General features: G+C 50.8%; 13 protein-coding genes and 1 pseudogene. 12 read left to right on the top strand and 2 right to left on the bottom strand.

Annotation, left to right across the window (positions count from 1 at the left end):
- The first annotated feature begins 7 nt into the window (after window positions 1-7).
- The 4 genes from WDY75_RS09225 to WDY75_RS09240 are packed head-to-tail and all read left to right on the top strand — an operon-like array spanning window position 8 to window position 4,680.
- On the top strand, window positions 8-1,129 hold the full coding sequence (locus tag WDY75_RS09225) for an extracellular solute-binding protein (RefSeq protein WP_063480279.1): 1,122 nt from the start codon (window positions 8-10) through the stop codon (window positions 1,127-1,129).
- Between the two features lie 9 nt (window positions 1,130-1,138).
- Window positions 1,139-2,851, top strand: coding sequence for an ABC transporter permease (locus WDY75_RS09230; protein WP_063480278.1), 1,713 nt, complete (start codon window positions 1,139-1,141; stop codon window positions 2,849-2,851).
- A gap of 54 nt (window positions 2,852-2,905) precedes the next feature.
- Window positions 2,906-3,985: an ABC transporter ATP-binding protein gene (locus tag WDY75_RS09235; RefSeq protein ID WP_063480277.1), complete on the top strand. Its 1,080-nt coding sequence runs from the start codon at window positions 2,906-2,908 to the stop codon at window positions 3,983-3,985.
- The gene (locus WDY75_RS09240; protein WP_006211893.1) at window positions 3,982-4,680 is read left to right on the top strand and encodes a metallophosphoesterase; all 699 of its coding nucleotides are present in this window, start codon (window positions 3,982-3,984) and stop codon (window positions 4,678-4,680) included. Before WDY75_RS09235 ends, WDY75_RS09240 begins: the two co-directional genes overlap by 4 nt.
- A gap of 46 nt (window positions 4,681-4,726) precedes the next feature.
- Here the strand turns inward: WDY75_RS09240 and WDY75_RS09245 are convergent, their stop codons facing one another.
- Window positions 4,727-5,611 carry a cupin domain-containing protein gene (locus WDY75_RS09245; RefSeq protein ID WP_063480276.1) on the bottom strand — a complete coding sequence of 295 codons (885 nt, stop codon included), beginning with the start codon at window positions 5,609-5,611 and terminating at the stop codon, window positions 4,727-4,729.
- A gap of 161 nt (window positions 5,612-5,772) precedes the next feature.
- The gene (locus WDY75_RS09250; protein WP_063480275.1) at window positions 5,773-6,942 is read right to left on the bottom strand and encodes an MFS transporter; all 1,170 of its coding nucleotides are present in this window, start codon (window positions 6,940-6,942) and stop codon (window positions 5,773-5,775) included.
- Window positions 6,943-7,140: 198 nt separating this feature from the next.
- Here WDY75_RS09250 and WDY75_RS09255 point away from each other — a divergent pair, with 198 nt between their 5' ends.
- The 8 genes and pseudogenes from WDY75_RS09255 to WDY75_RS09290 all read left to right on the top strand — a co-directional run bounded on the left by WDY75_RS09255 (window position 7,141) and on the right by WDY75_RS09290 (window position 18,423).
- Complete coding sequence (locus WDY75_RS09255) at window positions 7,141-7,485, top strand: winged helix-turn-helix transcriptional regulator (protein WP_006211889.1); 345 nt, start codon at window positions 7,141-7,143, stop codon at window positions 7,483-7,485.
- Between the two features lie 146 nt (window positions 7,486-7,631).
- Entirely contained in the window at window positions 7,632-9,905 is a 2,274-nt protein-coding gene (locus WDY75_RS09260) for a helix-turn-helix domain-containing protein (RefSeq protein WP_063480274.1), read from the top strand.
- A gap of 338 nt (window positions 9,906-10,243) precedes the next feature.
- Complete coding sequence (locus WDY75_RS09265) at window positions 10,244-11,860, top strand: ABC transporter substrate-binding protein (protein ID WP_063480273.1); 1,617 nt, start codon at window positions 10,244-10,246, stop codon at window positions 11,858-11,860.
- A gap of 10 nt (window positions 11,861-11,870) precedes the next feature.
- Entirely contained in the window at window positions 11,871-12,782 is a 912-nt protein-coding gene (locus tag WDY75_RS09270) for an ABC transporter permease (RefSeq protein ID WP_006211888.1), read from the top strand.
- On the top strand, window positions 12,782-13,711 hold the full coding sequence (locus tag WDY75_RS09275; protein WP_036641450.1) for a carbohydrate ABC transporter permease: 930 nt from the start codon (window positions 12,782-12,784) through the stop codon (window positions 13,709-13,711). Before WDY75_RS09270 ends, WDY75_RS09275 begins: the two co-directional genes overlap by 1 nt.
- 302 nt (window positions 13,712-14,013) lie before the next feature.
- Window positions 14,014-14,966, top strand: a pseudogene (locus WDY75_RS09280) (autoinducer 2 ABC transporter substrate-binding protein).
- On the top strand, window positions 14,956-16,776 hold the full coding sequence (locus tag WDY75_RS09285; protein ID WP_063480272.1) for a sensor histidine kinase: 1,821 nt from the start codon (window positions 14,956-14,958) through the stop codon (window positions 16,774-16,776). Before WDY75_RS09280 ends, WDY75_RS09285 begins: the two are co-directional and overlap by 11 nt.
- An 18-nt stretch (window positions 16,777-16,794) precedes the next feature.
- A complete protein-coding gene (locus WDY75_RS09290; protein ID WP_063480271.1) occupies window positions 16,795-18,423 on the top strand; it encodes a helix-turn-helix domain-containing protein in 1,629 nt (542 codons plus the stop codon).
- The last annotated feature ends 35 nt before the right edge of the window (window positions 18,424-18,458 follow it).

Consider the following 18,458-nt stretch of genomic DNA (forward strand, 5'->3'; position numbering starts at 1 on the left):
GGGTGACATGAATAAAAAGACAGGTTTCAAATATGGGATGTTGTTTGCATTAACCGCACTCATGTGGCTATTGTCGGCATGCGCGCAATCCGATGGACAGCAAACGGTCCGATCGGGAGAAACCACCGTACCCATCGCCAGCGGAAGTGGGGCTTCGGGGCAATCGGAGGTGTCCTCAGGTAACGACAAGGTTGAAGACACCGGGGAAACGATCTATTTATACGGAAATGATTTTGTGGATTTCATTGCTCCGAAGTTTATGGAAGAGACAGGCTTCAAGATTGAAGCCGTGCATTATGGCGGGGGAGAAGCATTGGCCAAAATAGAGGCCGAGCAGGGGAACCCGCAGTGGGACGTGCTGATGATGGACGGTCACGGATCGGTGCGAAATTTAGTTGACCGCGATTTTCTGATGACAGGCTGGCAGCCCCAGAATCTGGGGAATCTGTCCGAGAACGGGAAGGCTTATGTGCCGGAGGATTTCGCCTATTTCCCGGTCGGCATTCATGCAGCTGGCGTGATTGCTTATAACACGGATCGGGTATCGCCAGAGAAGGCTCCGACCACATGGGAACAATTTTTTGACTATGACGGTCCAGTCGGTCATGCAGATCCTACTGTAGCAGCGCCTGCCTATCCACTCGTATCTGCGTTTTTTGAACAGTGGGGCGTAGCGGAGGCGGAGCAGAAATATGCGCAGCGTTTTGAGAAGGGACTCCATGTTTATCCCAAGAACGGCCCGGTAGGCAAAGCCTTGTTAAGCGGAGAGATCGAGGTTGCGGCACTTCAAGAGCACAATGCTTATGAACTGAAACTTGCAGGTGAGCCCATTGAGGTGATTTGGCCGGAGGGGGGGGCACCCGGGAGCCTTCGTGTGGTAGCGATCAGCAAACAGGCCAAGAATCCGGCTGCGGCCAAGGCGTTTGTTGAATATATGCTGAAACCCGAGACACAGCAGATGTTAACGTCGCTGGATTCAACGGACAGCTTCTTCACGCCGCTGGTTGAAGGTGTGCCGGCACGAAGTGAACGTGAACCAAACGGTGCCTTTATGCTGCCTTCTGCAAAGTGGGCCTCCGAGCATGAAGTTGAGATCAAAACCTGGTTTGCGGATCAGAACGTAAGGTAGGCAGATTACATGAATACTTCGGAAGCTCGCTATGGAGGCGGGGTAACCCTCCTCCTGTTTGTTTTTATTTTTTTGCCGCTGCTCGCCGTTCTGATCAACGTGATATTTCCCGGACTCTTTTTCGGGCAGATTCAGTCCAGCAGCCTGGGTTTGATCGGAGAAATATTTCATCGTCCGCTGTGGAAACAATCCCTCCTGAATTCAGTCACATTAGCGCTGGGAACGGCCACGTTTGGTACGATCATCGGAGGCGTTCTGGCTACTATACGGGCAAGATGGAATTTTGCCGCAGCGAGGTTGCTGGATATGACAGCTTGGGTGCTGCTGATCGCTCCCTCCTTCATGATTGCACAGGGCTGGGTATTGTTTGCGAGTGCGGATGGACTGGTTCATCAGTGGCTGGGTCTGACGTGGGTTACCTCGTTCATTTTTCAACCGGCCGGACTAGTGTTTGTCATGTCGCTTAGTAAGTTTCCGCTGGCTTATCTGGCTATCATGGCCGCATCGGAATGGAATATCCGGCAGTTTGGTTACGCGGCCAGACTGAACGGCGCCAAGCCGTTCACCGTGTGGAGAACCGTCGAGCTGCCATTGGCGCTGCCTTCATATGCAGCGGGCTGGACCTTGGTTTTTATGGATTCAATCGGCGATTTCGGGCTGCCTGCCGCATTGGCAACGGTGTATAAATTCCCCACGCTGACCTACTCCATTTACTCGGCTATTTACCAGTCGCCTGTACGTTTTGATATGGCGGGAGTGCTGGCCTTTTACCTGGTCTTGATCCTGGCACTGGCGATGACTCTGCTTATGGTGACCCTTCGCAAATCCAGATTTGACTTTCTGAATGCGAGAGCCGTCAAGCTGGAGAAGGTGAAGCCGCGTTTTGCGTGGATTTACAATCTGTCGATTACGGTTTTTCTTGTTGTGAGCCTCGGGATTCCGATTGGGACGAGTGCTGCGGTATCTCTGCTGAAACAGGCAGGCGGCGGCCTGAATGCGGGTAATTTTACGCTCGATCATTATCGTGAATTATTTGCAGGGCAGGCTGGGGACCACCGGCTGCTGGGTTATCTGGAAGGAATGTATCATTCACTTGCCATTGCTGCCGCTGCCGCATTGTTTAGCATGCTGATCGGGTTTGTTGTTGCCTATATGCTGACCTTCACGGAGTCGAGGCTAAAACCGCTGCTTCAGCTGTTCTCTATCGTTTCATTGGCAGTGCCCGGTGTTGTTCTGGGAATTGGCTATATCTTTATATGGAATCAAAAATGGCTGGAACCGCTCGGTTTGCACTTGTACGGAAAGCCTTCGCTGCTCGTGATTGCGGGCATAGCCGGTGCCATCCCCTACGCGGTCAGGGTCCAGCTTGGAGCGTTCGGCAATTTGTCCAGCACAATGCTGAAGGCAGCCGCTATCCAAGGGGCAAGTGTATTCGAGCGGATGCGGGATATCGTACTGCCCATGGTGCGTCAGTCGTTGCTTATTGCAATTCTGGCTTCGTTTGGAACCAGCGTGTTTGATTTGGCCCTGGCCTCGATGCTGAAACCGGCTAATTATTCGTTGATGCCGCTGGTTATCGATAGAGCTTTTGAATTCTCGCGCTATGGCTATGCTACGGCTGCTACCGTGGTAAGCTGCGGTACCGTGGTGCTGATCATCGTATTGCTTCAAGCAGTGGGGCGTCTTGTATTTCGATGGCTGGATGGCAAGAAATCGCGGTAGATGGAATTGATTGTCGATAGAGTGTGATCAGACTTGGAAGGGATGGAGAGCGGAATGATCTTAAGGGTAAAAGGCGTATCGAAATCATTCGGCTCACAGCAAGTATTGGAGCCGATCACGTTTGAAGTGGGGGAAGGAGAACGCATCTGCATTCTCGGTCCATCGGGCTGCGGGAAATCGACGCTGCTGCAGATGGTTGCCGGACTTCAGCGCATAGATTCAGGCGAGGTGGAGATGGCGGGTGTCACCGTGGAACGGGGAAGGCACTATGTTCCCCCGGAGAATCGGCCTATCAATATGGTGTTTCAGGATTATGCCCTATGGCCGCATATGACGGTGAAACAGAATATGGAGTACGGGATGAAGCGCCGGAAGCTGGACACTAAAGACAGGGCGGATAAATTGGAACGACTCCAGTCGCTTCTGAAGCTGGAGGGCTTATTGGACCGCCTTCCCGCCCAGCTGTCGGGTGGACAGCAGCAGCGCGTCGGCATCGCAAGGGCCCTGGCAACAGAGCCCAAGCTGCTGTTGATGGACGAACCGTTGTCTAATCTGGACGTTAAGCTTAGAACGGACATGCGCGGTGAACTGGCGAGACTGCTGGGGGAGTTATCCATCGCTTCCTTGTATGTGACGCATGATCGTATGGAGGCATTCACGGTGGCGGATCGGATTCTGATTTTGCGGGATGGACGAATTGATCAATTCGGGGAGCCGAGGGTGTTGTTTGAGAGACCGGCAAGCCCTTGGGTTGCGCAGCTCATGGGATATCACAACCGGCTGGAAGCCGAGCTGGCCCGGAATGGGCAGCCTGAAGCCATACTTGCCGGGCGTCCCATTGCCGGACTTCGCTCAGGCGGGGATATGGGAGACGGCAGAGCCGTGATAATGATCCATCCCGAATCCATCCGGATATGCAGCGAAGAAACTTCGGCAGCAGGAAGCCTGCTGAAGGTGACGGTGGTACAGACGGTGTACGAAGGGACAAGATGGAGAGTCATTGTGGAAACGGCAGATCGGCAGCCCATTCATTTATTCCATGATTGCACGGTGGATGCCGGAAGCGAATTGTGGATACGACTGTCTCCGGATCAAACCATGATGTATGCAGACAGCAGCATGCTAGCCCCATGAGCCAGGTGTACGCAGTTTCGGATGTTCATGGTTACGGTCATCTGCTGCAAGCTCTTCTGCTGCATGTGCATTATGATCCGAAGGTGGACCGCTTGTTCCTGCTTGGGGATTATGTAAACAAGGGACCGGATTCAGCAGGGACACTGGATTATGTGAAGGAGCTGTGTGATTCCGGTGCCGTTGCGCTTCAGGGAAACAACGAACGCAAATGGCTGCATCAACGGCCGGAACAAGCTGGGCTTGCGGCTTCCCGTTTCATGAAGTATCAGCAGTTCATTGGAACCATGCCGTTATGGACCGAGTATAAACAATATGTGTTTGTGCATGCAGGGATTCGGCCGGGCATTCCGCTTCATGCACAGAGCCCGGTAGAATTAACGGAGATTCGTGAGCCGTTTCTTCTGTCCCCCCGATGCATGGACAAAGTTATTGTGTTTGGTCATACTTCTACGTTTCGTTTGGGTGTACCGCCAGAGGAGCTCTGGCATGGAGACGGTAAGCTGGGAATCGATACAGGTGCAGGCCACGGATACTATTTAAGCCTGGTGAATCTGACCTCTGGCTTACAGTGGTCCATATCGGTTAAACAACCTGGGAGCATTACGTGCCGGAAGATGAAAATAACGGGAGCATTCGGCCTTCCTGAATATATTACTCCATTTCAAGAAGAAAAACGCAGCATCACGGACGAATAGTGATGCTGCGTTTGGCAATGGAGGACCTAGATCACTGCAGCATGGATCAGAATTGATCCCAGCCGTTTCCGATCAGTTGACGCTGCAAGAAGGGCAGCTGCTGCTGCTGTTGGATGAATTGCTGCCGCTCCTGTTCTCGTAATTGCTGCTGCGAGCGAAGCTGCTCTTGCTCTTGAGCCTGCGTTCGCTGTGGATCAGCAGCATACGCTCCATGCTGCGGTTGTTCCTGTGCCTGAAATTGCTGCTGGAACAACTGCTGCTGTTGCTGCTGTTGATATTGCTGCTGTTGCTGCAGCAGCTCATAGTCACGGTTCACAGGGCTTCCTTGATGGTAGTAGTGCTGGTTGTGATGTGACGGCTGCTGCTGCATCGTCTGGCCCTGCACCTGCCCTTGGTGCATGCAGTTCTTAGGCGGCCCGATTACAACCGTATCGGTAATAGGAGCGAAGGCCTCTTTCACTTTGGCTTCATCCAGGCAATACGTATGGGCGAAGACATTGGCCGGGGTTAATCTGAAGAGGTCGGAGCCAGGAATGAATTCAGGCACAGGCGTATCAAAGATGGCTATCAGATGGGTATTGTCAGCCGTCGCCATTTCATAATGCCACCAGCCTTGAGGCACAAGCGCGACCTGACCCGGCATGACCGGGAAGTTCAGCAGCTCCTTGGTGAACGGATTAATGATGGAGACGATGGCCGCTCCGGAAATGACATACACCAACTCGGATGCATTCTGATGAGTATGCGGTTCGACCACATTTCCGGTGCTGAGATGAATATCCAGCAGAGAAGCGTTGCCGAGCGTGTTCAATTCTTTTACCGAGAGTGAATTAATATAGTTTTGATTGTCTTTTTTGAAAATTTGGTTATTGTTCAGATCATAAGTATAACGAACAGATGGAGAGGTGAAATCCATGTAAGAGACTGCCACGGTGATTCCTGCCCTTCATAATGTAGTAGGCGTTGACCCATAGGATACGTTATTCGGATGGGCAAACATCCGTGAGCCCATTTTCGACAAGGCGGCAGCAAGCCACCCGTTAGCCGGGTGGCTTGCAATAATGTAATAGGAAGGGGGAAGCACCTTACCTGTCAGGTCGATTGTGGCAGCAGCGCTCTTTTACCGGCAGCGAAACTGATAAGTCCGGCTGCGAGACCAAGAGCGAGCACAACTCCTCCGAGCCATGGATGGTATTGAAGCGTGGATGTCGTGTTTAACATGAAGCCCCCTGCACCCGCTCCTGCAGCTAACCCGAAGTGAACAACGGAGGTGTTCAGGCTGAGAATCAGATTGGAAGAGCCCGGTGCCCGCTGGATAAAATAACTCTGGACAGCGGGACCTGCCGCAAACATGGACAGTACCATGATGCTTATCAGCATGAGTCCAATGAGCGACTTGCCCGAGAGCAGCGGGAGAAGAGCAAATACCCCAATATGAATGAGTGTACTGAGGGTGATCACTCTGGGTGGCCCAAACCGGTCGATAGCATACCCACCCAGCTTGGAGCCAATAGCCCCAAAGAGACCGAATACCAGCATCATGAGACTGATGCTTGAAGGCTTGATATGAAAAATATCCTGGATAAACGGGGTAATGTACGTGAACAGCACCGAATTGCCGGATTCCCGGAAGAAGGTGAGAAACAGGGCGCTCAGGATCACTACACTTCCCAGCACTTTGAACTGCTGATGAAAGGGAACGGCCGCGTCCCCTTCGACATCCGGCAGGAGCTTGGCAAGGACAAAGGCAACCAACAGAGTGAGCAGAGCCAGCAGCAGGAAGATGGATTGCCAGTTCAGCATATTGGTTATCGTGATGCCAATCGGAACTCCAAGCACCATGGCGCTGCTGAACCCGAGAACGATGGTACCGATCGCACGGCCCAATTTATCCGGGGGTACCAATTTGGCGGCGGTTCCCATTGCAGCAACGAGATACACCCCTGAGCTTATCCCCAGGATGATGCGGGAACCCATAAGCAGCCATACATGGCTGCTGGCATAGGATGCGAGACTGCCGACAATGAACAACAGAAGCGAGCCGAGCAGCACCTTTTTACGGTTGATTCGCGATGTGAGCGAAACCAGAAACGGTGTCCCGATGGCGAAGGCAAGTGAATACGCGGTGATTAACTGACCGGCAAGCGCCAGTGAAATATGGAGATCGTCTGCGATTGCATACAGGATACCCGAAACGATCAGTTCAGAGGTGGCGGTAAGAAAGACACCAAGCGCTAATAAATATATCGTGAATGGTTTCATGTAAATTCATCCCTTCGTTATGGCATCCGGTCTTGCGAATCATGGCTAGCACATGCTGCAGCCGGTTTAGGAAATGCTCGAGATCTCGTTGTGTTTGTATTATAAGCAGAGCACATTTATTATGTAAGAAGGCAAAGCAATTGGACATTATCCAAACATTTTGATTAACTTACTATTCGTAAGCGGTGGGGTGAGGCTGTGGAACCCGTTAGGGAAGAGTTTCAGGAAAAGCCAGCGTTCAATCATATCTGTTCGGTGCTGCAAATTCTTGGTGCCAAATGGGCGTTTCTTGTCATCGCGCAGTTATCCCAAGGACCGAAACGCTTTAACCAGCTTCATCGGGATGCAGCTATCATCAAGACACAATCCTTAACGGATGTGCTTCGACATTTGGAAGGCAGCGGTATCGTAAGGCGCGAGGTTTTCCCTACGGTGCCCGTGTCCGTGGAGTATTCCTTGACGGAGAAGGGGATGGATTTTCTGGACTCTTTGAAGGAAATGGAGAAGTGGGCGGAAAAATGGGGTGTGGAGCAATCCTCATAAGGTTGATAAGTGAAACGATACGGAGTTTAAAAACTCATTTCTTGTTGTTGATGACAGGAAATGAGTTTTCTTTTTTTTGAGAATTTCGTATTCTTATAGATAACATTTTCAGATCTGGAATGAAGTGATGGGGAGGGGGCTGCCGCTTGCGAATCCATAAGATAAACCTGCTGACCAAGCTGTTGATTTCCTATTTGCTTGTCCTGATGTTTCCCGTGATCGTCATCCTGTGTTATTACTATCCCTATTCGGCAGACGTAGTGAAAGAGAAGGAGATGGACTGGAATGCGCATATTACGGAACAGTTCATGACATCAATGGATACCTTTACCCGGTATGTGTACAATCTGCCGTTTGAGCTGGTACAGAATCGGGAGTTCAAGATGTACAAAGCGGAGGAAAGCGACTACCAGCGGGTCATCATCGCCAATGAGATGAAAAAATACAATGCAACCGATGCGTTTATTTACAACACCTTGCTGTATGTGAAGAACATCGGTTATTTGTTTTCCAAAACTGGAAGCGCATACAGTACGGAGGATCTCTCCATTCCTGGGGTCGGCTATTATTATGAAAACTGGGAGCACCAAGATATGATACAGACCCTGAATGATCTCAAAGCCCCTGTCGTCCGGCCGGTAGAGAATGTGGTTGTGCCTGGCAACAATCGTGTCAGAATGCTGACCTTTGTGCAGCCGCTTCCGGTAGGAGGCACCCATTCGCCCGGAGCCGTTATGATTATGGTAAAGGAAGATACGATTGTCCGCATGATGAAGTCTGTTTCAGAGATTTATAGCGGCGATTTCTTTGTATTTGACGGCCAGGGAAGGAGATTGGTCTCTTCCAATGAGACGTCCTACCAGTCTTCCGATGATTTTCGGTCGCTTGTGCAGGGCATAGGGGAGGAACGTTCTCCCACCTCCGGCATCTACGCGATCAGTGGATCGGACTATCTGGTATCCCACTCGGTTTCAGACAAGAACGGCTGGAAATATGTCAGTCTGCTGCCTGTATCCCAATCTCTGAAGGGCATTCGAACGATACAGCTGAACACGGTTGTTCTTGTCGGACTGATTCTGCTGCTCGAAGTGTTCATCATCTATGTATCCATCCGTAAAAATTATCAGCCGATTCGGCGTCTGGTTGACCTCGCTGTTCATGTCTTCGAGCCGCAGGAGCGAAGGCCGATGAATGAAATTGATACGATCAAGTACACGCTGGAGGAGCTTTCACAAGCGAATAGCAAGCTGGACGAGCATGTGAAGGGATCCTTGCCGATCATGCGGGACAACCTGCTGTTCGAGCTGGTGAGCGGGCAATATGCAGACTGGGAGGAATGGGAACAGGAAGCCGGAAGGATAGGCATTAGGTTTAAATATGAACACTTTACGGTTGCCGTGGTATGCTGTGAATCGGATGCCGGAGCAACCGAGAAGATCTTGGCGTGCTGCCGCAAATACGAAGAGCTGCTGCCGGACGGGGTGCAGACCTTCTTCTTCAAGAGCATCTATCAGCATGAGCTGATTCTGGCAAGCTCCCATGAGAGTGATTTCCCCCTCGAATCCTGTCTTGAAAGCATGCAAGAGTCATTGTTGAAGCACAATGGACTGCGAACGGTGATTGGCATCGGCAAACCTGTACGAGCACGATCACCGGTGGATATTCATGTGTCGTACCTGCAGGCGCTTCGGACGGCGGAGTTTCTGCGGATACGCAAAACCGGTTCGGTGCTGATATTTGATGACATGGAAATTCCCCAATCTGGCGCCGTATCCTATTTTGCCGAATTTCTGCAGTCGCTTGAGCTCTCGATTCTGAAGAATGATGCCGCGATGCTGGCTTCCTTGTCGGAGCGTATGATCGGGTATTTAAGCAATGACAGTTTACCGCCGCATATGATCCGAAGTGTATACCTGAACACGGTTACCGTTATCTTCAACGGGCTCCAGCGGTTCCGTCATGATGATCAGAGCCTCTTGCGGCTGACCGATGCCGCGTTCAAACATCGCTATACGCTGGAGCAGATGATCGGAATCATCCGGGAAAGCTGTACCAAGCTGTGCGATATGATCAGCGAGACGCTGCCGCTTGCCCGTCCGGCTACCCAAGAGGCGATTCTATCCATCATTGCGGAAAAAGGAATGGATCCGAACTGCTCGCTGCAGATGATGGCCGATTATTTTGATATGTCGGTCTCCAACTTCAGCCATCATTTCAAGAAAACGATGGGGCAAAATTTTAAAGAGTACATTGATCAGCTTCGGATTCAAAAATCCATTCAGCTTCTGCGGGACAGCGAAGAGACTCTTGAAGCTATATCTCAACAGGTGGGGTACACCAGCACCTCGAGTTTTATCCGCTCCTTCAAGAAGATGGTGGGTACAACGCCCGGACAATATCGGAATACACATAAAGCCTGAACGAAAGACCGTTGATGCCGAGATCCACGGCAGCCTCCAAGCGGTCTTTTTGTAAACTTATGCCCTTATATTCCGCCTCGCACGATTTCTTTTCGAAGATGAAAGAGCTTCAATTTTTGAATATATGCAATATTTGAATCCTTCTGGCCGACAGGCAACGGGTGCGGTTGTTGATCCGATAAATATAAGCGCTTTCAAAAAATGAAGATCCTTAAAAAACTGTGCGTTTACGCAGCTCGTCACCTCCAATTAGAGTGAAATGTGTCCGCAGGCAAGGCGAAATTCAAGGCTGCAATCCCTATGGATCAGACCCACAAACCAAACCAGGAGGTAATGAAATGAAGAAAAAGGTAAACGTTTTCATCTCTTTTATCGTCATCACTGCACTGCTGTTAACGGGATGCAGCGGAGCCGGAGACGACCATAACGAATCGGCGGAATCGCCCGGAGACGCATCAGGCAAGAAAGTGAAGTTGACAGCTCTTATTACCAAGCATCCCCTTACGAAACCTCTTGCTGAAATGGAATGGCTGCAGAAGGTTGAGGAAGCGGCAGGCGTGGAGATCGAATGGCAGGAAATCACGGCCGACTGGGGACAGAAAAAAGGAACGATGCTTGCCAGCGGCGATACCCCCGATCTGTTCATCGGGCCGAACGTCATTACAGATGCCGATTTCGCCCAGTTCCAGGGACTGTTCCAGGATCTGTCCAGTATGCTGGATCAGGCACCCAACGTACAGACTATGTTTAATGAAAAACCGGATACCAAAGTGATTGCAACGCAGTCTGACGGCAAAATATACGGTCTCCCGAAATATCAGCGGTTCTGGCCGGCCTCGGCCAGCAGGCAATTCATTAACCAGCAGTGGCTGGATAACCTCGGACTTGGCATGCCGACAACGTGGGATGAATTGTATGAAGTGCTCGTGGCATTCAAAGAGAAGGATGCCAACGGCAATGGCAACCCGAATGACGAGATCCCGATGGATTGGCCGGGAGGCATCGGCGGATACTTTAATCCTGCTGTTCTTCTCGGAAGCATGGGCATCACGCTGACGGACGGCAGCGGGCAGGGCTATTTTGTGGAAGATGGGCAAGTGAAGAATTTTCTGACCGATGATCGGTACAAAACGATGGTTTTGTTCCTGAACAAGCTGTACAAGGCGGGGCTGATTAATCCGGAAGTGTTCACCCATGATTATACAAAATATCAATCTATCGCCCGCGGTGAAGGAGACACGGCCAAGGTCGGCTTCACCTGGGGATGGGTTGCCTCCGACCGTTTCGGTGAGCAGCTGGCACCGCAGTATGCTTCCATGCCGCAGCTCAAAGCATCCGCGGATTACAACGGGAAGCTGTCATGGAGCTATGACTATTACTCCCTGAATTATGGGCCGAACCATATCGTCATGTCCGCCAAGACCAAGAACAAGGAAGCGGCCATGAGATTCATCAATGAGTTATATGCGCCTGAGGTGGGAATGCAGGTGCTGTTTGGCTCCATCGGTCCGAATATTAAAGATAACGGTGACGGTACATATGCCGTTCTGCCTCCAGCTGATGCCAAGATGGACCCGGGTACATGGAAGTGGACCTCGACGATGGCGGATAACGGCGCTTTCTATATACCGGATTCCTTAAAGCTGACACTCGGGACCGATATGCAGGAGGTGCTGGGACAATCGGAGCCACTGGAGCCTGCATTAGAGGTTGACCCTGACAAGGATGTATTCCCCGGCATGTTCATCAAATATTCCACCATCGACAACAACACCATGAGCCTGAACAACACCAACGTGATGAACCTGGCGGAATCCAGCTTTGCGAAATGGGTAACCAAGGGCGGCGTGGAAGCGGAGTGGGATTCGTATATCAAGGAGAGCCAGAAGGCTGGCCTGAAGCAGAATCTTGAGATTATGCAGAAATATTATGATGATTACATGAATCAAAACTAGGAGGGAGGATATGGAATCCCGAAAAAGACGGAACACCTTCAGACGTGATTATCAGCTGTGGATCATGATTTTTCCGGCTATCATCGTCATCCTGCTGTTCAATTATATTCCCATGTACGGAATCCAGCTTGCATTCCGAGATTATGACTTCAGCCAAGGCTTGACCGGAGGCGAGTGGAGGGGGTTTGCCTATTTTCAGCAATTCATCGACAGCTACTTGTTCACGGATCTGATGCGAAATACGTTTCTAATCAGTCTGGCAACGATCGTGCTTGGTTTTCCGGCACCGATCCTGCTGGCCTTGATCCTTAATCAGATTCGCAGAAAAAGAATGAAACAGCTGATGCAGACAACAGTCTATTTGCCCCATTTCATATCCATCATCGTGCTGGTCGGCATGCTGAATGTGCTGTTATCCTCTGAGACCGGGGTTGTCGGCCATTTCATGAAGGCGCTGGGACTCGGTCATATTAATCTGCTGGCCTCCACCTCGACCTTTATCCCGGTGTATGTGCTCTCCGACATATGGCAGCACTGCGGATGGAACAGCATTATCTATCTCGCAGCCCTGTCCACCGTGGACCCCCAGCTGTATGATGCCGCCAAAATCGATGGAGCCAGCCGGTGGCAGACGATCCGGTATGTCGACATACCTGCGCTCATACCAACCATCATCATCCTGTTTATTCTCAGCATGGGGAATATCCTCGGCACCGGCTTCGAGAAAATATTCCTGATGCAGAATCCGCTGAACCTTCCTGTCTCTGAGGTCATTGCAACATACGTTTATAAAATTGGAATCATATCGAATCAATTCAGTTTGGCCTCGGCCATCGGCTTGTTTAATACACTCATCAATTTTGTATTCCTGTATGCGATGAACACCATCTCGAAGAGAATGTCCGAAACGAGCCTATTCTAATGCTTGGGAAAGGAGAAACGGTTGTGGAACATGAATATACCAGAAAGCGCGTCAATGGCAAGGAATTGATGTTCAGAATAACATTGGCATTTCTGTGTGCCTTTATTTTTCTTCTGGTCGCGTACCCGCTCTATTTTATCGTGATTGCTTCCTTCAGCGATTCCACGCTGGTGTCGACGGGGAAGGTCATGTTTATCCCCAAAAACATAAGTTTTTTCGGTTATCAGGAAATCTTCAAGGATATGCGGATCTGGACCGGCTATCGAAATACGTTGTTTTATACGGTCTTCGGCACCCTGATTAATATGCTGTTTACGCTTCCGGCAGCGTATGTGCTGTCCAGAAAAGAGTTTCGTGCAAGGCGGATTATCATGTTGATTTTTGTCATTACGATGTTTTTCAACGGAGGGCTGATCCCCACATACCTGCTGATGAAGGGGCTTGGTCTGACCAATACGATATGGGTGTTTATTCTCCCGTTTTCCGTGAATGTGTTCTATTTGATCATTGCCCGGACGTTTTTTGAGAACTCGCTGCCGCAGGAGCTGCACGAAGCGGCCGTCATGGACGGCTGCTCGCACTTCACCTTTTTTTTCAAAGTGGCGTTGCCGCTGTCCAAAGCCTTGGTATCCGTCATCGGGCTCTATTATTTGGTTGGGCACTGGAATGATTTCTTCACGGCCCTGATCTACATTCGGGATACGAAACTGCAGCCGCTGCAAATTGTTCTGCGGGACATTCTGCTATCGAATCAAGTATTCTCGAGCGGTGCGGGAACAGGGGGAGATGCAGGAGGATACGCTCAAAGATATGCTGACCAGATTAAGTATGGCGTCATTATTGTATCCACGCTTCCGATCCTGCTTATATATCCGTTTATGCAAAAATACTTCGAGAAAGGCGTTATGATCGGCTCTATCAAAGGGTAACTGGTTACGAATACTTGCAGCTGCTGATAAGGACAGAGATCCCCTTCGGGGGATCTTTGTCGTTCATGAGAATCACGGAAATTGCGAACAAGGGACGTACAGGTAACGATTAGCACCCTCGATATAACAAATGTCACCTTCAAAACAGCAGAAACATTTGTTACAATCTATCCAAATTGATGACGCGATAAGGAGTGGGAAGTTTGACCCGCAAAACGATGACGATGGTGCTGATGTTTTTACTCTTTTTTGTAAGCGCTTGCCACAATCAAAAGCAGGACCGTTATGATGTCATCTATCGAATGGAACCGGTAAAAGCGAGCTCATCTTCTTCCATTGAGGATAAAGAGCCCCGTCCCTTTACGATCGGCATCGTTCCCAAGGTGACGGGCATTCCTTACTTTAACGTGGTGGAAGACGGTGCTGTGGAAGCGGCCAAGGATTTGAACGTGAACGTAATCTACGATGGTCCGCTGATTGCCGATGCCGAGCAGCAGATCAAAGTTATCGAAGACATGATCAAGCGAAAGGTCGATCTGCTTGCGATATCGGCTAATGATCCTAAGCGGCTTTGCCCGTGCTGACCCAGGCCAAGGAACAGGGAATCCGGGTTATCACCTGGGATGCCGATACCCTGCCTGAGGCCAGGGAGCTGTTCGTGAATATGGTGGATCCCGAGACACTCGGCCGCCATCTGCTGGATACGCTCGCCTGGACGATGGGAGAAGAAGGGGAATATGCCATCATGACCGGCGCTCTTTCCGCTTCAAACCTGAACGAATGGATCAAATGGATTCGTTATCAGCAGACGCATTATTATCCTGGCATGGAGCTGGTGGAGATTGCGGCAACGGATGATAATCCGCAACAAGCATACGAGGTCGCCCGGGAGCTGCTTAACAAGCATCCTGATCTGAAGGGGATCATCGGCAATTCCTCGGTAGGACCGCCGGCGGCCGCACAGGTGGTCAGCGAGACGGGCAAGAAGGGCGATATCAAGGTGGTTGGCCTGTCGACACCCAATCTGATGAAATCCTATCTTCAGGACGGCTCCGCCCAGATGGCGACACTATGGAGTCCGAAGAAACTGGGGTATCTGACGGTAGTAATTGCCAAGAATTTGCTGGAAGGCAATCTCCCTGTCCATGGCCAGGAAATCGAGAATGTAGGCAGCATCCGGTTCAACGGGGATGTAGTCATTATGGGCGAGCCGCTTGATTTCACAAGAGAGAACGTGAGCCAATATGACTTCTGAGAGACGGCGGCGGTTAAGGTTTAACCATTACAGGCTGAGCACGAAGCTGATTCTGACCTATATCGTGTTAACCGTGATTCCGATGGCTGTGCTCGGAATCTTCTCCTTTATCCAATATAAGGAATCCATCGAGGAACAGATCGGGGAATACATGCCGCGATTTCTGAGACAGGCGAACGCCAATATCGACAATCATATTGCGGATGTGATGGCGATGCCCAAGCTGCTGCTGAATTCGGAGAATACACTGGCGATCCTGCGCAAGGATTCCTACCAGAGCCAGGCGGATCAGAACAAAGACCAGTATGCGGTGAATAATTATTTGACGCGGACGTACCTGAACGGGAGCAATAGCGACATTCTAGGCGTATTTGTATTATCCAGGAACCGGCTGTTCCACACCTCAAGGATCCCGTTTACCGGTCTGGATTGGGAGAGCATGCTTACGCCGTATGGTCAGGACATGGATTTGAGAGGGAAGGAAAAAATCATTCTTCCCAGCGAGATCAAACTCCGGTTTGACGGGGATATCCCTTATGTCATGATCATGAAGCAGATTCAGGACACGGACAACCGCAAGGACCTGGGTACCATGTTTATAGCGGTGCAGCTCACATTCATCGATCGGATCCTGCTGGACTTCGAGCAGAATGAGGATGCCGAGATTGCCATGGTCAGTCTCAAAGGCGAGGTCATCTACCACACCCGTCATGAGCTTATCGGATCGATGGATATGGCGGTTCATGAGTATCCGATCTGGAACGGGAGCTTCAGGGAAAGCCGGAGCGAGAAGCTGATCAGTGTAACGGAATCGCAGACATTTGACGGAATTCTGGTTCACAGCATTCCCCTTGAGGATCTGACAGCCCGAACGGATTGGACAAGAACACTCAGCATTATGATTTTTAGCGGATTTGTGATCGTGACGACCTGTTTGACGGTTGTGTTTGTGCTGCGTGTGATGAGCCCGATCAAGAAGCTGATTCATCTGATGAAGGAGGTCGAGCGCGGGAAATTCCAGGTTGGCTTGAACATGCAGCGACAGGATGAGGTAGGCATTCTGGTCCGCAGCTTTAATTCGATGATTGCGACCATTCGGGAGCTGATTGAGAAGAACTATGATATCAAAATCCGGCAGAAAGAGGCAGAGCTGTATGCGCTGCAATCGCAGATTGATCCCCACTTTATGTACAACACGCTGGAGACGATCAGCATGGCCGCAGAGGAGGGAGAGAAGGAAGCCGTTGTGGGCATGGTGACACAGCTTGGACGAATGCTGCGGTTCTCGGTAGGCAACAAATCGAGGTTTGTCCCTGTTCGGGAGGAGCTGCAGCATGTCATGGACTATTTGACGATCCAGAAGTTTCGTTTTGAACAGCGGCTGTCGTTTGATATCCGGGAGCCTCACGATTTGGAGTTGTATTATACGCCGAAATTCATCGTGCAGCCGATTGTGGAGAATGCCGTCAAGTATGGACTCGAGTCCCGTGACAAGCTGATTGTCGAAATCCTTGTAAGCAGGGAGCTTGGTCTGCGAAGCGGTATGGAGGATATCGTGATCAAGGTCAGGGATAACGGGCCCGGGATTCCCTCCAGGCGGCTGTTGGAGGTGGAAGAGTCGCTCAGGCAGCAGACCCTTACAGGCAAAGATTCAGAGTTCGGACTGGGGAACGTCAACACCCGGATTGTGATGATGCATGGGCCTCATTATGGCATGCAGCTGCACAGCGTTGAAGGGAAGGGGACCGAGGTCACCCTTCGAATTCCAATGATCCGTTTAGAGGATGTATCTGATCTTGAACAAGATTGAGCAGGGAGGGACAAGGGGATGGAAGCCATACGCACGATCATCGTAGATGATGAGGCACGGATCCGCAGAGGCATTGGACGGTTATTGTCTACTTGCGAAGGAAATTGGGAAGTCGTTGCTGTGCTCTCAAGCGGCTTGGAGGCGCTGGAGTATATGGATCAAAGCCATGGCGACATCGATCTGTTGATTACAGATATCAGAATGCCGGATATGGACGGGCTGACTCTCGTGAAGGAGGCGAAGCGCCGATACACCTTCTACCCGGTTATGATCAGCGGGTACAACGATTTTGAATATATGCAGACCGCCATCCGTGAAGGAGCGGTGGATTATATTATGAAGCCGGTTGACCGGGAGCAGTTCCGGCGACGGATGAAGGAGATCAGTGCGATCATTCTCCAGAACAAGCGAAACCGCCTGCATCTCCATAAGATGGAGCGGGAATTGAAATTAACGCGGCAAACGCAAATGCTGAGTTACGTCACTTCCGCGGGACTGGATATGGGAAGGCTCGGTTACTGGGTGGAGGATTTTCCGAAGGGCTTGTATGTGCTGTTATATATAAGTCTTGATCCGGTACCGGTCAAGTCCAGAAGTTATACCTCCAAGGATTGGGAGGCCTTTGATTATGCGATGGAAAATATCATCATCGAGGTAGCGGACCGTATGCAGGAGCAATACGAGGGGCGGATGGAAAAATGGTGCTGGAAGGGCGGCGATTCCGACTACTGGGTGATGCTTCACAGTAATGGAAACCCGGAAGCCACTGAAATCGAGCAATCGGCCAGTGATTTATCTGCAAGCATTCGTACAGCCATCGCGCTGCATACGCCATTTAGTGTGTCGGTGTCCTACGGCAATCGAATGGAGGATCTGTATATGCTTCCAGAGGCGCGGCAGCGATCCCTGTCGCTGATGAATTACCGCTTGCTCTACGGCAGTAACCGGACCTTTCACGATGATATGGCCGATTGGGCGGTGGAGCGGATGGATAGTGAGCTTGCCCATTTCGCCCACCGGCTGCGGGCGGTGGCGGAGCAAGCCAATACGGAGGAAGCCGCTGCCTTGTCGCAGCAATTCTTCCGGCGGCTCAGTCAGATCAGCTCCCCGATGACGATTCAATATGCGGTACAGAACGCCTATATTCAAATCCATTCCGTAGGCATTGAATATGTCAGCGGTGATACCGTACCGGTATCGCTCGAGAAGGGGATTCAGTCGTTATCCCGGGCGGCACATTTACATGTGTTGAAAAAGGAGCTGGACACGCTGATTCTTGATGTCATATCCCTGGTGCGCGACTCCCGCCAGAGCGGCAGCCTTAAGCCGGTGGAGCAGGCGAAAGCCTGGATCATTGCCCATTTGGGGAGCGATCTTAGCATAAAATCCATTGCCGATCGAGTGTACATGAATCCTTCCTATTTCAGCAGAACCTTCAAGATGCAAACCGGTGTCACGGTGCTGGATTACATTACAAATCTGCGTATGGAGAGGGCCAAAGAGCTGCTGACTGACGCTAAACATAAGGTTTCGGATGTATGCAGTTTAGTCGGATATCAGGATGTGAAGTACTTCAGCCGGCAGTTTAAGCAGCGGTACGGGGAGACGCCTTCGAAGTACAGGGAGCGGCTGGAAGGAGCAGATTAAGAATGAATATCGTGCAGAAGCGAGACGGCCCCTGT

The organism is Paenibacillus glucanolyticus, assembly GCF_037333485.1.
GTDB classification, from domain to species: domain Bacteria; phylum Bacillota; class Bacilli; order Paenibacillales; family Paenibacillaceae; genus Paenibacillus_AQ; species Paenibacillus_AQ glucanolyticus.